Genomic DNA, 16,006 nt, shown 5'->3' with positions numbered 1-16,006 from the left:
CACCGAATGTCCGCCGCCGGTCAGGTTTGAGGTTTCCGTCCCAATAGTTGCTTCAGCCTACTGAAATCATCTAGTAACCACGTGAGTTTCTGACGCGGGTTGACGGAGCGAGGGGTGAGGAAAAGCAACCTCTCTGAAAGCACACTGTGCCTCATAATGACGCACATATTCTTCAGCCATTCGCGTCGCGCTAAATCTACTTTCAAAATGCGATCGAACGCGTCGTCGGTCGAGTTCTTGGAGTCGCCCGATAGCGCGAACAGCTTCCTCCTCGTTGGACACCACAAACCCTGTTATTCCTTCATCGATTACTTCCTGCACCGAACCGGAGCTGTATGCAATTACGGGTGTTCCGCAGGCCATGGCTTCGATCATGACAAGGCCGAACGGCTCAGGCCAGTCGATCGGAAAAAGCAGCGCGGTGGCGCCGGCAAGAAACTGACGCTTGGTTTCATCATTTACTTCACCAGTAAGCTGGATCCGGTTGCCGTCAACGTGGGGCTCCAGCCGCTCCTTAAAGTACCTACGCTCGCCACGCGGTACCTTTGCAGCGATGCGAAGTGGCATTCCAACTGCGTGTGCGATGCGGATGGCGGCTTCCGGCCCTTTTTCCGGCGTGAGCCGACCGAGGAAAGCGAGGTACGAACCTCGCTCAAAAGAAGGCTCACAAAGCTTGAGCGGCAGGCCGTGGTACACGGTGCCAATCCAGTTTGCTTCAGGCAATGACGCACGCTGATTGTCGGAAATAGAAACGAACGGAGCAGAGGGAAACCGCCGGACCACATCGCCGAAACCCGGTAGATCCATCCGGCCGTGACAGGTCGTCAAGAAAGGAACGCCCAATCGACTGAGCAACGGCAGGTGCAGCCAATCAATATGCGCGTGAACCACGTCGAATTCAGCCGCCGTTCGCGCCAGTTCATCCAACAAGGCCGATTGAATCGCCATTGGATCGGTGCGTGGCCGGCCAAGGCGAAGAGCGCGAGGCCATATAGCATTGAGCTGAGCCCTCGTCACTGAATCCCCGCTCGCGAAGAGCGTCACCTCATGCCCCAAGCTGATCAACTCATCAACCAGCCAAGCCACGACGCGCTCGGTGCCACCGTAAAGTTTTGGGGGCACACTTTCCATTAGAGGCGCTACTTGGGCAATGCGCATCGATTTTCACGCTCCTTCAGAGTGACCCGAGCAAAAATGCTTTATCTCCGATTTTTGCTGATGGAGTGATTATTGTCATTTCCCCAGCCGGCCGTGCTCGACCATTAGATCCAGCCAGTCCTCCAACAACCGGCTCATCAAGAAGTTTTCGCGTACGCTCTCCTTTGCGCGTGAGCCGAGCTGCTCTCGAAGTTTGGGATTTTTCAGTACCTGGACTATTCTTTCAGCGGCCTCACCAGGCGTCTTCACTAAGAACCCATTGCATTCGTTCTTAATCTGGTGGCGGATGCCGCCCACGTCCCCGCCGATGACCACGGCGCCTTTCCACATCGCCTCTGTTACAGTGAGGCCAAATCCTTCGCGGATCGACTTCTGTAAAACCACCGTTGCCTTCCGCTGCAGCGCATTCACCAGCACCGGGTCATCCACCGCGAGAACAATGATGCCCTCGTCGATCGAACTCTGCAGCGATTCAAAGATGACCTGACTCTCTGGATCGTCAGAGGCGTTGTTGCCAATCAATACGAGTCTACAATCCGCCTGTTTTCTTGCCTTGCGAAACGCGTCGATGACGCCCAAGGGGTCCTTCCAACGATCAAATCTGGAAATCTGCACAACTAACGGCAGATCCGTTGGAATTTTATAGTTGGCGAGGAATTTTCCGATCTCTTTATCAGACAATTCTCCATTTTTGGGTGAAAATGGATCGATCGCGGGAGAGACGAAATGCTGGTCTATGCCGAGATCTTGAGCATATTCAGGGAGCGAAAAAACAGCTGCGTCATACTTTTCTATGAAAGTCCGCAGATAACTCCACACGGGGGCAAATGGAGACGAAAGATCGACGTGACATTGCCACAGCCATGGCGCCTCGCGATGGGGAAAATGAGAAATAAGCGGCAGCGGCTGAGGATCGTGGACGATAATGGCGTCGCACTCATCGAGATGAAGCCTCGTTGCATTCTCGAACACCACCTCTTCATATATGGTTCGCTCGGCCTCAGACCAGGTCAAGTTCTCACCTTGCAGAGTGTTGTGCAGCTTCTTAGTGCAGCCGAAAAAACCGGGCGTACCCTGAATGAGGTGCCAGTCGGTCTCGATTCCCGCCGCATTCATCATCAGCGTCAACGGCGTGAGGAGTTCGGTTACACCGCCACCATAGAATGTAGAACTGACGTGGGCGATGCGCATTGCGCGGACGCGGTCAGCCTTCAAGCCTATTCTTTCCGCCGCAGCTGAACCGATCAGCGGTTCGTACTGTTCGATCGTGTGAAGCCCAAGTTTGGATCTCTCAACAGGCGAATTGAGCAAAGACATCGAAGAGTACCTTTTCGCAGACTCGGATTATCTGCCGCTTGATCTGTCCCAGATTTCTCCACCCTTCCCATCCGATAAGTCCTGACCGCCTGCGATGTTTCGAGATCAATTCGATCGAGCTGCCACGATGAACAGACGTTCATATTCATCGGGGTCTACTGCCCGCGAGATATTGAGCTTCGGCAGACTTAGGCGACCCATGGGACGATGGTGCGTCGCAACAAACGTGGCGCCGGTGCGTCGGCAACCTGGGTGCGACGCCCTTTGGTCATTCAAAGTTGACAATTCGATCTAAGGTCAAAACAGCGGCAAGCGATTGGCTGAAAGCCGGCAATGTCCGACCGTTGTGCTTGAAGCGCCATCTGCCATCGTCAGAGTACTGGCAGAGCCCGTTGTGGTCCGTCCGGCGACGCCACACGCACGTCATCAAACTGCAGTTACGCAACCGCCTTTCTCACTACCGACAGTACGTCGCATTTGAATGGGTCCCGTTTCGTCCAATGAGAGGCCGACCCCTTAAACCGAATCGGAGGCAGTCGGTGAGCTGCAGGGTGTTTGCAGGTCAGTCAGTTCGACGACCGCGTCCTTCCCAGCATGAGCGCGTTCCGAGCGGCATCCTCACGAGGTCCACGCCGACCGTCGTGATGGTTCTCGCCAAGTTCTCCCGGCCGGGATGTGGTAGCTGCCCTCGCGCAGAGTATCGAACAGCTCTGAAGATAACAGATCCAAGGTCAGGGAATTGAAAGAAGAAATGGCAGCCGCAAAACGCCTTTCGAACGAAACTTTTCCACTTGCTCTTCGCTTGCCGGCGCACGATTCGATGACGATGATCCGCTGCGCTCGCCGGAGGTTTGGAGATAGATTGAGAGTGAACTTAGAACGCCTTCGTTATTCGATCGTCCCCAGCCGCTCACGAAGGTCTTCGCTCGAGCGACCACGGCCGAACTTGGCCAGTGATCCGGTCTGATTAAGGGCTTCGGCCCTTCCCGGCAATCCCAGGGGACGGCAACTCACGGCAGCCTGACGACAAGACGGCAACGACGAAATTCGACTGGAACACACAGCCGCGCATATTTCCCGCGCCCGTAGGCCTGCCTTCTTGATAGGCCGGCCCAAAAGCAGCGAAATCTGCAAAGGTTTGCGGCCGACGATGCAGATCCATCCCGCAATGCCTTGGCCATAGGAACCGAGCAACCTGCAACCGATTAAAACTTGATGGATAACTCGGTTGAAAAGAAACAAGGATCATCTTCCAGGAATCTTTTAGCTTGTGCGATCAAGCGACGCCAAGTGATCTTGTTCGTTGGAGCGGGAGTCTCGATGGCCGTCGGTCTGCCGTCCTGGCAGACCCTGATAGACCATCTGCTAAAGGAGCTCGAGCTCGCTCCCGAGGTGATAGATGGAATGAATGACGGCTACCAAATGCTCGCCGAATTTTATCGGCTGAAGCAGGGTGGAATGGGCCAGCTACGAAGCTGGCTCGATCGAAACTGGAAAGTCGCGACAGACAAGGTCGCGCAATCGGAGTTGCACAAGCTCATTGTCGAATTCGATTTCCCAGCCATTTATACCACCAACTATGATCGAAACCTCGAGACGGCGTTCGAGGTCCACCATAAGCCTTATGCGAAGATCGCAAACGCCAAGCATATCGCAGACGCTGCCCACGGCATTACGCATATCATCAAGTACCATGGTGATTTCGATGACGATGCATCGCTGGTTCTTACCGAGACCGATTTTCTGGATCGACTATCCTTCGATTCACCGCTGGATATCAAATTCCGCGCGGATGCTCTCGGTCGCACCATTCTGTTCATTGGCTACAGCATGTCTGACCCCAATATCCGCCTGCTATTACACAGCATTTGGCTGACATGGGAAAAATCAGGCCATAAGGACCATCGGCCGCCCTCCTTTGTGTTCATGGCAGAGTTTAACCCCGTGCAAGAGGCGATACTGGCCCACTGGGGAATTACGCTTTTAACTCCCGAAAGTGGAAGCTGCCGAGGTGACGCGTTGACAGCTTTCCTGGCCGATATCCGAGCGAAGATTCGTGACGTCGACGATTAGGTCTGGGAGTCTGTGATCTTGCTGGCCTTGCGCTCGGCCGCCATGATGCGCCAAGCCTCTTCCCTTAATTCGTCGAGATCGTAATCGTCGCCGGTATCGAGGTTAAGGCGGCCTTGCTCGCAAGCCACGACGTCTTTGTCGCCCAGCCAAAACGTAGCACCAGTCGGCATATGGGTAAGCTTGTCGCCGTCAAGCACGAACTGCTCCTTCATCACTTTCATATGCATAATACTGTCCTCATGAGGAGCGTCTCGTATTAACGGCGCCAAGATTATCGGCCACCTTTGCTGCCACGACGAGGTTCTTTACCTGCCGCTTGACGGCTCGCCCGTGCCACTTTGTTGGCGCCTCGCGCGTGATGTCCATTCCGGTTACCGCCGTGTTTCCCAATTCTTTTGCCGGCTCTGCGGTTGTCTTCACCTTGACCATGTTTAGCATTCTCGATTTTTGTCGTGGTTGTCGGACCAGGCGAGCTATCTTCCAGCGAGCTGCCTGTAGTGCACTCATGAAAGGCGCGTCCTGTAAACGCATCTCACGCCCTAACTGCGGTCCTTGTTGGCAGCGTGATCCTTCAATTGTTCGGTTTGCGTCCACTTACTGTCTCTCTGCAGTGCTTGTCGCGGTTTGAAAGCACCATGTTATCGCAGATCAGGTCGCTCTGAAGGTCAGTCATCGCACCAGTACAAGCGCCTTTTCCTTCGCTCCCGGCGCGGATGTTTGCCATCTCACTTTAATCCACTGATCATGATTGCCTATCCTTGTGGCTTTTGGGGCCTGTGGCCCGACTGCCCCCCATGATTGTGCTTATTGTGCTGGCTTTCCTGGTTTAGGCCGCCGCGGCTCACCGGAAACTCCGATTGGCGTCCACCACGCTTCGCAGTGCGTGCACCGCCATCGTGTTGCGTGCGTGCGATCTCTTCCTCGAGCTTCCTAGCATCAGGAACATCAGGCTTTCTTTCAAGGATACGCAGTTGCTGCTCGTGCGTTTTCTTGCCCTGTAGTGCAGTCTTTCGTGGACCACTGTCGCGATCGTTTTGTGGGGGGCCGCGACGCCGATCCCGGACCTCAGCTTTATCGATTCCACCCTGCGGATTAGTGTCGTTCGCGATGTCACCTTCAAAGGTGTTAGCGCCGGCAAATTCCTCCAGCTCATCGGGCGTTACTCCTGCCATCGTCGTTCCCTTCGAGCCGCCGATCAGCGGGTTGCGTACCAGGTCGACGTTAGTCGGCCTGTTCAGTTTCACATGTTTAGTGCTCATGACCTGTCCTTCGAAGCTGGATGGGTGCCGCCACCTTTTCTTTCCGCATCATGAGTATGGTGGCTATCGCGTTCGCCGCCGCCGCCGGATATTTTGCTGTGCCGGCGTTGCGGATCGTCGGCCGGCGGTTTCTCGACGTGGAGCGGCTCCTTGGCGTTTTCATGGGAAGCGCCCGGGCCACCCTGACGGATGCTCGCTGGCGTCTTTGTTGAAGTCGACATGGCGCTCGCTCCTGACTAGCGATCCTGCTGATAGCCCTGGTGAGTGGTGTTCTGCGCAGTATTTCCGGCTTGCCCCTGCTCTCGGGGATTCTCAATATGGCTGCGGCCTTTCTGAACCTGATGGGCATTACCGGTTTTGGAATCACCGGTGCCCTTGCGGCTTTGATTGTCCGGCGGCACGGGCGGGGGCTTGGTCATTGTTGGCTCCGTTGTTGCTTGCAACAGGACAACGCGCGGTGAACACGAGGGTTTCTTCCCGATTCAAGGACCGCGACCGCCCACAGGTCCGACAGACCGAGACGATGGCGTAGTTCACATTCCGGAGATCGGCAGAACGAAAGGTGCAGCTTTGTTCCATTAAGGAACGCTTCCACTTGCGTCCAGTTTTACTCTCAGTCCGCTTACGGAGGTGGCCATGCAGAAACGAAACCGTTTCAAACAAGCCCAATCCCTAGAAAAACGTCTTGCTGAAGAGGCGAAGCGGCTGCGTAAGGAAGCCGAATTGCTTCCCCACGGCAAGCAGCGCGATGAGGTTGAAACGAAGGCCCGCCAAGCCGAGACCGGCTCGCGCATTAGCGATTGGTTGCAGTCGCCCGGCTTGAGATCACCGCAGTAAGGATCATCTCATGACTCCGAGAGAGCGCAAGGACATGCCTTGGCTTCTGCTATGTTTTGCTGTCGTCATCGCGGTAATAGCCGGTGGCGCTGTTTCCCAACTGCTATAGGCGAAGTAAAGCCGCCCCAGCGTCCAGCTCCTTGTCGGCCCGACCAAAGACCTCGCTAGTCTAAAATCAGAAAAATGCGATCTGAGGTTTTGCTATCATCAGCCAGAATATGATTGCAACGGCAGCGAAGGCCGGGACACCGAAGGCAAACCAAAGCCAGAAAATCTGATGATACTGACGCGGAAGTGCCGTTCCCTCGACCGCAGCTTTCAACGCCAGGTCCCTCAGACGCATTTGCATCCAAACTACTGGCAGCCAGAGGGCACCCGTGATGAGATAAAGTACGATCGACCAGGCGATCCATCCTTCCCATATTGAATAACCGACGTTTTGGATGAGCAAGGTACCGGTGATGGGCTGAAGCACAACTGCGGTAGCCGTGAAGATGAAATCTGCGATAACGACGATTCGCGCGACACCGGCGATAACTACTGGCCTTCCCCCGAGATGAGCTGCAAGCATAAAAAAGGCGATACCTGCACCTGTCCCGAGCAGCACGGCTGCGCCTATGACATGCAAATACTTGAGAACGAAGTAGAGCATCACCGGTCATCCAGAATCGCCAACGCGACGAAGTGTAGGACAATGATCGGCCAGATTTTCAGCATCGGCCCCAGAGGATCAGCCCATAGGCGCGGCACAAGGATGGTTCCGATGATAGCGTAGGCGACGGAAATGCCGATCGCCGCATAGAGGCCGTAGCGGCTGGTGGGTCGGTAGGCGATCGCAAGTCCGATGACGAGATCAGACAAAGCGCCAGCGACAACCGTCACGGTCGCAGACGTACCTTCCACGCCGCCTTCACGCATGAGCCCGACGCCAATATCCCAGCCCGGCCCTAGCGAAACGAAAGCGGTCGAAATCCAGAAGAGACACAATATGCCGAACACCACCAGTTTGAGCAAATACATGCGGGCAAACCAGCGCTCCTGAACAGACGCGGGCTCTGAGGCAAAAAATTCCGAAGGGCTCTTCGGATGGAGCCCAAGATGGTGCATTGCTTCGAGGCTGCCTATCGCGCCTCGCGCGATCTCCCGTTCGGCTGTGCTCCGCACCGGAGGCCGCCAACCCAAAAACGAGATCGTATCGCCAGCCCTGTACATCAGGCTCGATGCGAATTTCGGCAGGTGTATCTCCCGCGCGGGCGCCCACCTGTACCAGCCCCGTATGAGGGCGATGATCTCGCTGAAGGAATAGCGATGCGGTCCGACCAACTCGACGATTTTTTTCCCAGGCGTCGCTGGCTCGAGAAAGACTTCCACGGCTCGCACGACGTCTTCCAGCAGCACGATCTGCAGCGGCCCAGAGTTCGGCATAACCGGTACTAACGGAAGCGCGGCCAAGCCCCGCATGAGCGCGCTTGCCCCATATGCCGATCGACCGATCACCACGGAGGGCCGCAGAATGACCCAGTCGAGATCTCGCTGCATAAGATCCAGATCACCCGACAGCTTCGTTTGTGAAAAAGCGCTCGGGGTCTCGCGGTCGACGCCGATTGCGGAAAAATGAATGACGCGCCGGATTTTCAGCTGCTCGCAGGCGGCAAATAGGCTCGCGACGCCTTGATGATGAACCATTGATGTCGACTCCCCGGGACTGTCCTGAAGGACGCCGGCGCAGTTCACGACCGCTTCCATGCCGTTTAGATGAGACAACCAGTAGGACGATGACGTCGCTTGCGAAAGATCGACTTTGATAGCCCGAGGGTCGGATTGGCAAACGCTTCTGCTTAACGAAAACACCGCATGCCCGCGCGAGGACAGATGATTTACAATCGCTGACCCGATCAGTCCGGTCCCTCCTATCACCGCGATTTTCATGAATGTCTCTGCCTCTCCAGTGATGGCGCTTCTCTCCTGATGGTTTCTTGTCTTCTTGGAACGCAACTTGCCGGGCCTCTGGATCGTTCCAGAGTGCGGAACGAGACAAGCGTCAGAGGGCCGAACCCTCAGAGGCGGCAGGAAAAGCGCAACGCACCTTCTCTTTGCAATTGGCTTCCTCGATCGAGAAGTTCCCGGCAGGCGCCCGGCGGGTCCGACGGCTACAGTGCAAACCGACCAGCAGCACACCAGTGCGCCCACTCGGCGCGGCAGTAAAAGGCGGCCGATACACGACACATCGCCGCCTGCACCCGATTGTCAATGGCGAGATCATGGTGCCGGCGGCGGGACCGCAGCCACAGATAGATGCGCTCGGGAAGCCCCGATCAGGTCACAGGCCGAGCCGCTTCTTTGATCGCTGCGCTGGTAGTTGAGATTCCAGCCGCATAGGCAGCCCCCGCGCCAAGCAACAGCGCGCAGAAGCTTGCAAACATGACATAGGCGAAGTGTTTTCGGGCTTCCTCCATCTGCGCCTGCGTTGCGGGCCGCGCCGTCGAGCCGACCGTCTCGCCGCGCGACGGAGCGCCTGAAAAGGCGGCCATGCGAGCGCTTGCCGAGTAGGAAGGGCCGACCAGGTTGCTGGCGACGCTAGTTGCAGAAGCCGGAATCATCGCCGATGCGGCCACAACCACGACGGTCGCGACCGCCCAAGCCCCAAGTGCGTGTCCGACCCGGCCGAGGCCGGTTTGGTCAGGCGAATTGGCGGCTGCGACGGCGCCGCCAACAAAGGCGGCGATGATGCCCGAGACGGCCCACCATACGAAGGCGGCCCATCCGGAGGCGGCGGGCGCCGATTGGGCGGTCGGAACGTCGATTGCGAGCAGCCCGACTCCGAAGCCGAGCATGGTCAGCAGGATTTGGACCACGAGTGAAGCAAATACGCCGGCCAACACGGCCGACCAAGTCCAGCCGAAAAAGGCATTTGGAAACGTGCGCGGGGCCATGACGACCTCCTCCAGAAATAAATGGAACCTATTGTGCAACGCGTTGTCCAAGCCACCGTTCCTATTGAAGGAACTGCTGCTGCATCCAGCCGTTGAACGTCAGTGAAACGATCGATGGAGTTAACCATGACCTTCGGCAGAGGAGCCCTGTTGTGGCTCCTGGGTGTCCCCCTTCCGATCCTTCTGCTGCTAGCGCTGTTCTGGCGTTAGTTGCATTTCGGCATTAAAGGACGGGCCCGTTAGAACGACTCGGTTATCCCACGATATGGACGCGACGGCCGCGATTTTGCCCGCCGACGCACGACCTGTGGGCGTCGTTCCTAGGCGGGCAAGCGATATTGTTCTAGGTTTTCTGGCAATGGGCATCAGCTACGTGTCGATGAGGGTCACCGCCAGCGTGGCTCTGCCAATGTTGACGCGAAGTCACGTCCCAGCTCGAAGGGAGCGGAATCCCGAGCTGAGGACCTTCTTGCACGCTGCCCGTGCCGCGAGCCAACGCCCGCTGCGGCAACCGTCCACTACTAAAACGATAAGATGAAGAAGCCGTTTCGAGCGACTTTTTACGCACGCTTGAATCGAAAGATCGTGAAGCATTAGGATGACGTCAGCGTTCGACATTGCGATTGGTGAAGCGGGCGTTCCCAAGACCGGTGCCGATGGTCAACACGCCCCAACGTTTCACATCCTGCATGAAGGGCACCTCGGATAGACCTTGCACGACGCCGTCGTTGGGCATGACCACGACCGTATCGTGCTCGCCAATCTGGGGAATCGCCTCGACGAGACTTGCCGGCAGATTGAACTTGCCGCTCACCCAATTGCCCGGCAGATTCTGCGCGCCCTTTTTGATCGAGCCGTCGCTCTCGATAACGCCCGGGCACGCCACGCCGATGAACGGCGCGAGGTTGAATCCCTCGTCTTCCGCCTTCGCGATCAGACCTTTGAGCATCCTGACGACGCGCTTCACGGCGTTTTCACGGGTTGGCTCGTCGTCGGCATGACGCCATAGCTCGGGTTTCCATACGCACGCTTTGGAGAGGTCCGGCGCCTTCTTGCGACGCGTTTCCACGACGCCGCAGCGGATGTTCGTTCCTCCGATGTCGACGGCAAGGATGGAGTCATGAGCTTCGAAAATCCAGGAAGGAGCGAGATGTAGCGCACCGATAAGTCCCGCTTCATCCGGATGACGGTGGATCGGCAACATCTCGATCTTGGAGTTCTCGACTTTGAGGATAATTTCGGCGCGTGCGATGGCGAGTTCGCCGAGGCGGCTGTCGCGAAAGCCGCCCCCCACGACGATACGCTCGGTCTTATCCCATGCGCTGGTCTTGAGGAAGCGGCGCGTTACGTGGGCGAGCTCCTGCGCGAAGTCCTCGACCGCACTGTACACGACCGCTGATGCCTCGCTATCGTCGCCGACCAGAGTGGCATCAAGTTCTTTCTTGCTGAGATTGTCGGAAAGCTTCTTGCCGAACGGGTCGTCGCCCGACCTGCGCAGCGGCTTCCGCCACTCTTCGAGATTTTCCCGGAAAGCGGTTTTGCTGGCGCGGTCTCCGAGGAATCCTTCCTCATCCTTCAGTTCGAGGTTGAAGCTATCGATCTCAACCCATTGGAGGCGAGATGCGCCGTGAGCAGCGATGCCAGTAGTCGTGATCGTTTCGTCGGCCATCTGAGTCTTCTTTAGCAAGCCGCGAGGCAATTAGGCGCCTTGCATTCAACACGCCCCGCTGACCGCGGTTCCTCCTGTCTCGGGCCAGGCTTTGCCGGGTGCGCGATCCGGAGGTGACGATTGCGCAGCAGGCGCGCGGGCTTCCGCGCTTCCCGGCGCGCCCCTTTTATTGCGGTCTCAACCGTGACTTCATGGATGTCCCATACTTCCACCGCCGCGTGCCATATTCAGATTGGTGAAGTATTCGCATCCATCGGCCATTCCTGTTCCCCCGAGGTCTCATCTCGAATGGGAACAGCGGGCAGCCAGCGGCTCGTCGACGCCACTCAAGCCATCGAGCACTGCAAAATCTGCCGCAAAGGACGAGGCTGAGGAGTTCGGCTATGGCGACATCGCGCGTTTCCTCGCCAATCTGAATGAGAATGCGGCAAAACACCGAGCTCAACACGGCGGCGCTGCGCAACGGCATCAAACGCGACGGCTTCGACCGCGGCGTGAACGCGTCGCCTCAGCGGCTTCGTCGAATCGCGGGGTCGCTGCCTTCTTGTCCGGTCCGCACTCTCCACACTGATCGCGTCTTGCGGCGGGCGTACCAAGCCGCTACCGAAATAACCAGCCAGGCAAACGATGCGCCTATAAAGGCAGCCGCGATGCTGGTCTCCGCCGTCAACGAAAAGACGATCGCAAAGGCCAGCATGCCTATCGCGCCGAGCGCGGCGCCGGCGGAGTCTACCGCTGCCGCCATTTGCCCGCGGCGCTCGCCGACGAGACCCGCTTCGCGCTTTCGGCGGATTTCGTGCTTCTCGATCAGAGTCGCGCTCGCGCAGAATATGGCTGGAAGGGCGAGAAAGACGCCACCGATGAATGCTCCATAGCGGCTACTGACGAGGCCCGTAAAAATGGTCGCGCCGCCGCCAAGCGCGAAGCGGATCAGGTATTCATACCAGCGTCCTTCCTTGAGAGAGGACCGCGAAAAGCGGATCGGAGTCATGTCTGACCTCCGGCGAAGATCAGAAGCCCAAAGGCGACGATCAGCCAGACAACCAGCGACAGCAACGTAGACGTCACGGTTCGCAGCTTCGCGCGGACAAGGAGGTGGCAGACAACGACGCTGTAGATGGCGAGCGCAATCGCTCCCGCAATCATCGCTTGAGTTTGCAAGGCCGCGTAGTCCGCCCCATGCTGATAAACCGCGATTCCAAGCGTTGCGAGCGCGACCGAGGGCGCTGCTCCGAACAGGCCGGCGAAGCTCTTCGGACGCAGAAGATCTCCTAGCATCGCGAACGCCGATACGACGGCGCCGCCGACGAGGAAGCGGATGGCGTATTCAGTCATTTCGCTCTCTTCCACAGTTTCGAGATCGGCCCGCCGGCTCCGTAGACCGGATCCTTGCGCGGCACCGGCACCTTCGGAATAGTTTTCAGCGCCCGCGGACGGTGCTCGACGGTCGTGCACTCGTCGTATGCGCCGGTCGGCGGGTAGGCCCCGATGACGAGGAACTCATCGTCTGCTGAAAGGCATTGATGGCCCGTGCCGGCAGGCAAGATGACCACATCGCCAGCCTTCAACGTGAAGATTCGCCCCTTTTTGCCGCCAAAGCGAGCGCGCCCCCGGCCACGCGCGACGCCGAGCACCTCATGGATCCCTGAATGATAGTGCACGTAGTCGTAGATGCCGTCGCGCCAGGTATCTCCCCACCCGTTTGCTTCGAACAGGTCTTCGATCGCGGCCGCTGGGTCTTGGCGGTCGTCGAACGCTACAGCCTTTCGATAGATAATCAGTGGCCAGCGCGGATGATTTGGGACAAGACCGTCGTCCTTAAAGCGGACCGTGTGAGGCTTACGCACTCGGGCGAGGTCCAAAGCTTGCCGCTTGCCGGGGCGCCGCAGCCCGGTTGCGCGTTCCGCGTATCCCTTCAAGTCTTCAAAGGTCGGCATGATCGTCCTCCGTTGAAGTGTCGCCGGGATAGCCTGTCAAAAGCCGGAGGGACCGTTCGAGAACCGCACCCAGCGCGAAGCCCGCGACGACATCGCTCGCCCAGTGTGCCAGAACCACTATGCGCGTGAGCGAAAGCCCGACCGCAAGCGCGCGGATCGCCCCGCGGGAGCCGGCCGGCAACGCTCCGGCTGCCGATGCCAAGGCTCCCATATGCAGCGCATGGCCGGACGGAAAGGCATCCTGACGTTTACCGGAAAAAGGGACGCCATGGACATGGCCGACAACTGTTCGGCGGTCCGGCCGGGTCTGGTCGAACATATGCTTCAAGCCATGGGGCAGCAGCGACGCTGCGACGGTGACGAGTAGAGCATGATTGCCGGCTCGCCGCAGCGAGTCGGCGCACCCGCGCGACGCAAGCCAGCCGGCGGCTGCCAGTGCCAGAAGGACCTTCTCGTCGGCGCCCCAAGTCAGGGTGCGGGCCAAGCGCTCCGGCGCCCGCGATGTATTGCGGGCGACAGAGCGCGCGACCGCGACATCCGCACTGGTCGGCCGGACCGTGACTGGAAAGCTTGGCCCGCGCCTTGCGCGGCCTGCTGACAATCTAGCTGTTCCAAACATGACTCAAAAGATCGGAACGGAAAGGTACCGTCCTAACGCGCGAGCTGCCGCCAAAGGTCCTCCTTGCTGCCGAATCCGGGCTTCCCAAAGACCGGGCTTCTCAAAGAAGGGAGTACCGGACCGTGCCGCCCGTTGTTACTCTGTCGTTTACGGCTCGGACCGGAACCCTCCGCCACCGCACGCCTCCGGGCACAGCGTCGCGCTTGCTGGTTGTCCTTCTGATAGATGGCGGCGACCTTCCCATTGCATCCGGATAATCATCCAACCATTTCGAATTGCCGTTCAATTTGTTCGCCCGCTCCTATCCAATGCTTCCCAATCAGTTCGTCTCCATCTCGGCGACATCGCCGTCCGACGGCAATCCTTCGACCGCGGAGGAACAAACCAGAGCGCCTACCGTTCGAACCGATATTTCCCTCTCGCTTCGAGGCTTCCAATGTATCACCACGTCAAGAAACTGATGTTCACCGTCCGCGTCGACGAACCGGATCCACGCTTTGGCAATATGCTCCTGGAGCAGTTCGGCGGTGCCAATGGCGAACTCGCAGCCGCGATGCAATATTCGATACAGGGTCTGAACTGCGAGGATCCGGATCGCAAAGACCTACTGATGGATATCGGCACCGAAGAACTGAGCCATCTCGAAGTGGTAGGAACCCTCGCCCGCATGCACCTCAAGCCAACAAAGTTCGATCGCCAGGCGGCCGAAGCCGATCCCCTGATTGCGATCGCGGGCGGTGGCGGCGTGAACCTGTTCAATTCTCAAGGCAACCCTTGGACTGCCGATTATCTGAAAATCACCGGCGAACTCGACGTCGACCTGCGCAACAACATCGCGGCTGAAGCGCGTGCGAAGATCGTCTATGAACGGTTGATCAATTTCTGTGACGACGCCGGCACCAAGGACGCGCTGCAGTTCTTGATGACCCGAGAAATTACCCACATGAAGGCGTTTGCCTTGGCGCTCGAGAGCATGGGCAAATCAGCCTTCAGCATCGGCCGCATCGCGCCGACACCAGGACTGGTCGACCAGTTCTTCAATGATTCCACTGGCACCGGAGAGCATGGCGAAATCGACACTCGCGGACCCTGGAACGAGGGAAATGGCTGGGTATTCACGGACTCGCCGGCTATTCAGGCCGAAGCTGGCGCCCCGAGCGCGATCGTGACGGAAAGTTCGCCGTCCGTCGACGCGAATGGGCTGAGCGAGCTACTGGTCGACGAACTCCGCGATATACTGCACGCGGAGAAACAGCTGACGAAAGCGCTTCCGAAGATGGCCGAAGCGGCGCGTTTCGACCAGCTACGAGAGCTATTCGAGCAGCATCTCGTCGAGACCGAAAATCAGGTGGAGCGCATTAACGAATGCTTCGAACTGCTCGGCAAGACCGCCCGCGCGAAACCTTGCAAGGGCATGATGGGCCTTGTCGAGGAAGGTGATGAGGTCATGGCCGAAGGCGAAGAGAAGGAGGATCCGGCTGCCGACCTGGCGCTGATTGGTGCGGCGCAGCGCGTGGAGCATTATGAGATCTCGGCTTACACAACGGCGAAGAACCTCGCCCAGCAACTCCGCCATAGTGCCATCGTCGCGCTATTGTCGAAATCGCTGGCTGAAGAAGAGAACTCCGACCAGTTGCTCAACCAGGTCGCTCGATCGCTGATGTCGGTGGCAAAAATGCCTGCCGCGATCGAACAGGCCGAATAAGCGATGCTGTACGTAATCCAGTATTCATTTCTGCAACCGCCGGCACGGCTCGTTCGGAAGTCCAAGGAACCGGGTCCGGTAGGAAACTGAGGACATCCTCAAGGATAATGGCGAGACTTTGAATCGCGACAAGGAGGAAAGCGGACATGAAAGTGAGCAATAGTCAAAAATCCGACCAGGCAGAGGATGGTATTTCTCGCGAAACATTGAACGATTGGCAGCGGAAGGACGCCGCAAAAAATGCAGGGGAAGCCAAGCGTCGCGATGCAGACCTGAAGGACAGAGGGAAACAAGCCGGAGGGAAAATTCATCGCCAAGGATAAAGCCGAGCGACTTGCTCCGGAGCGGACGCGATATTGAACCGTTGACCGCGCGACTGCGACTGTCGGTTTGACGGTGTCTAGCATCCGCAGGATTTCGGATGAGGCAGATTCGGAAGTCGGTGAGTTGTCTGGACGTTCGACAAGTCAATCGCAGGTCAATGCAAGCGTTGCCTTGA

Annotated in this window: 19 protein-coding genes; 4 read left to right on the top strand and 15 right to left on the bottom strand. The window is 57.9% G+C overall.

Translation table 11 applies throughout. From position 1 onward, the window contains the following. Nucleotides 1–66: 66 nt before the first annotated feature. Together LMTR21_RS06975 and LMTR21_RS06970 are read right to left on the bottom strand one after the other, a co-directional pair. Nucleotides 67–1,158, bottom strand: coding sequence for a glycosyltransferase family 4 protein (locus LMTR21_RS06975; protein ID WP_065755856.1), 1,092 nt, complete (start codon nucleotides 1,156–1,158; stop codon nucleotides 67–69). A gap of 75 nt (nucleotides 1,159–1,233) precedes the next feature. Beyond that, complete coding sequence (locus tag LMTR21_RS06970) at nucleotides 1,234–2,475, bottom strand: glycosyltransferase (RefSeq protein ID WP_065755855.1); 1,242 nt, start codon at nucleotides 2,473–2,475, stop codon at nucleotides 1,234–1,236. Nucleotides 2,476–3,690: 1,215 nt separating this feature from the next. Between LMTR21_RS06970 and LMTR21_RS06965 the strand changes: the two genes are divergently transcribed. After that, nucleotides 3,691–4,548, top strand: coding sequence for an SIR2 family NAD-dependent protein deacylase (locus tag LMTR21_RS06965; RefSeq protein ID WP_065755854.1), 858 nt, complete (start codon nucleotides 3,691–3,693; stop codon nucleotides 4,546–4,548). Here the strand turns inward: LMTR21_RS06965 and LMTR21_RS06960 are convergent. From LMTR21_RS06960 to LMTR21_RS06930, 5 genes are all read right to left on the bottom strand, one after another. Then, entirely contained in the window at nucleotides 4,545–4,775 is a 231-nt protein-coding gene (locus LMTR21_RS06960; RefSeq protein WP_141688579.1) for a hypothetical protein, read from the bottom strand. The two genes, LMTR21_RS06965 and LMTR21_RS06960, sit on opposite strands and share 4 nt — an antisense overlap. 10 nt (nucleotides 4,776–4,785) lie before the next feature. After that, nucleotides 4,786–4,977, bottom strand: coding sequence for a hypothetical protein (locus LMTR21_RS06955; protein ID WP_141688578.1), 192 nt, complete (start codon nucleotides 4,975–4,977; stop codon nucleotides 4,786–4,788). 323 nt (nucleotides 4,978–5,300) lie between these two features. Next, nucleotides 5,301–5,807 (bottom strand): hypothetical protein, encoded by a 507-nt coding sequence (locus LMTR21_RS40730; protein ID WP_246175366.1) that lies wholly within the window; start codon nucleotides 5,805–5,807, stop codon nucleotides 5,301–5,303. After that, nucleotides 5,804–6,028, bottom strand: a complete 225-nt coding sequence (locus LMTR21_RS40545; protein ID WP_084030923.1) for a hypothetical protein — start codon at nucleotides 6,026–6,028, stop codon at nucleotides 5,804–5,806. Before LMTR21_RS40545 ends, LMTR21_RS40730 begins: the two co-directional genes overlap by 4 nt. A 15-nt stretch (nucleotides 6,029–6,043) precedes the next feature. Continuing rightward, nucleotides 6,044–6,226 carry a hypothetical protein gene (locus LMTR21_RS06930; protein ID WP_084030922.1) on the bottom strand — a complete coding sequence of 61 codons (183 nt, stop codon included), beginning with the start codon at nucleotides 6,224–6,226 and terminating at the stop codon, nucleotides 6,044–6,046. Between the two features lie 217 nt (nucleotides 6,227–6,443). Here LMTR21_RS06930 and LMTR21_RS06925 point away from each other — a divergent pair, with 217 nt between their 5' ends. Next, nucleotides 6,444–6,644, top strand: a complete 201-nt coding sequence (locus tag LMTR21_RS06925; protein WP_084030921.1) for a hypothetical protein — start codon at nucleotides 6,444–6,446, stop codon at nucleotides 6,642–6,644. 175 nt (nucleotides 6,645–6,819) lie between these two features. Here LMTR21_RS06925 and LMTR21_RS06920 read toward each other — a convergent pair whose 3' ends face one another. From LMTR21_RS06920 to LMTR21_RS06885, 8 genes are all read right to left on the bottom strand, one after another. Further along, a complete protein-coding gene (locus tag LMTR21_RS06920; protein ID WP_065755850.1) occupies nucleotides 6,820–7,296 on the bottom strand; it encodes a DUF2269 family protein in 477 nt (158 codons plus the stop codon). Continuing rightward, nucleotides 7,296–8,573: an SDR family oxidoreductase gene (locus tag LMTR21_RS06915; RefSeq protein ID WP_065755849.1), complete on the bottom strand. Its 1,278-nt coding sequence runs from the start codon at nucleotides 8,571–8,573 to the stop codon at nucleotides 7,296–7,298. The genes LMTR21_RS06920 and LMTR21_RS06915 overlap by 1 nt, the downstream gene beginning before the upstream one ends. 386 nt (nucleotides 8,574–8,959) lie before the next feature. Then, complete coding sequence (locus LMTR21_RS06910) at nucleotides 8,960–9,628, bottom strand: hypothetical protein (protein ID WP_141688577.1); 669 nt, start codon at nucleotides 9,626–9,628, stop codon at nucleotides 8,960–8,962. A gap of 553 nt (nucleotides 9,629–10,181) precedes the next feature. Then, nucleotides 10,182–11,246: an ROK family protein gene (locus LMTR21_RS06905; protein ID WP_065755847.1), complete on the bottom strand. Its 1,065-nt coding sequence runs from the start codon at nucleotides 11,244–11,246 to the stop codon at nucleotides 10,182–10,184. A 508-nt stretch (nucleotides 11,247–11,754) separates the two neighbouring features. Then, nucleotides 11,755–12,237 (bottom strand): DUF3147 family protein, encoded by a 483-nt coding sequence (locus LMTR21_RS06900; protein WP_065755846.1) that lies wholly within the window; start codon nucleotides 12,235–12,237, stop codon nucleotides 11,755–11,757. Continuing rightward, a complete protein-coding gene (locus LMTR21_RS06895; protein ID WP_065755845.1) occupies nucleotides 12,234–12,581 on the bottom strand; it encodes a DUF3147 family protein in 348 nt (115 codons plus the stop codon). Before LMTR21_RS06895 ends, LMTR21_RS06900 begins: the two co-directional genes overlap by 4 nt. Then, a complete protein-coding gene (locus LMTR21_RS06890) occupies nucleotides 12,578–13,183 on the bottom strand; it encodes a cupin domain-containing protein (protein ID WP_065755844.1) in 606 nt (201 codons plus the stop codon). The genes LMTR21_RS06895 and LMTR21_RS06890 overlap by 4 nt, the downstream gene beginning before the upstream one ends. Continuing rightward, nucleotides 13,170–13,667 (bottom strand): phosphatase PAP2 family protein, encoded by a 498-nt coding sequence (locus tag LMTR21_RS06885; protein WP_430642530.1) that lies wholly within the window; start codon nucleotides 13,665–13,667, stop codon nucleotides 13,170–13,172. The genes LMTR21_RS06890 and LMTR21_RS06885 overlap by 14 nt, the downstream gene beginning before the upstream one ends. Before the next feature lie 571 nt (nucleotides 13,668–14,238). Between LMTR21_RS06885 and LMTR21_RS06880 the strand changes: the two genes are divergently transcribed. After that, the gene (locus LMTR21_RS06880) at nucleotides 14,239–15,507 is read left to right on the top strand and encodes a DUF892 family protein (protein WP_065755842.1); all 1,269 of its coding nucleotides are present in this window, start codon (nucleotides 14,239–14,241) and stop codon (nucleotides 15,505–15,507) included. Nucleotides 15,508–15,653: 146 nt separating this feature from the next. After that, nucleotides 15,654–15,830 carry a hypothetical protein gene (locus LMTR21_RS39945; RefSeq protein WP_187399320.1) on the top strand — a complete coding sequence of 59 codons (177 nt, stop codon included), beginning with the start codon at nucleotides 15,654–15,656 and terminating at the stop codon, nucleotides 15,828–15,830. The last annotated feature ends 176 nt before the right edge of the window (nucleotides 15,831–16,006 follow it).

Source organism: Bradyrhizobium paxllaeri (assembly GCF_001693515.2).
GTDB classification, from domain to species: Bacteria; Pseudomonadota; Alphaproteobacteria; order Rhizobiales; family Xanthobacteraceae; genus Bradyrhizobium; species Bradyrhizobium paxllaeri.
Note: the sequence above shows the minus strand (reverse complement) of the source record. Positions and strands in the feature narration are given on the sequence as shown.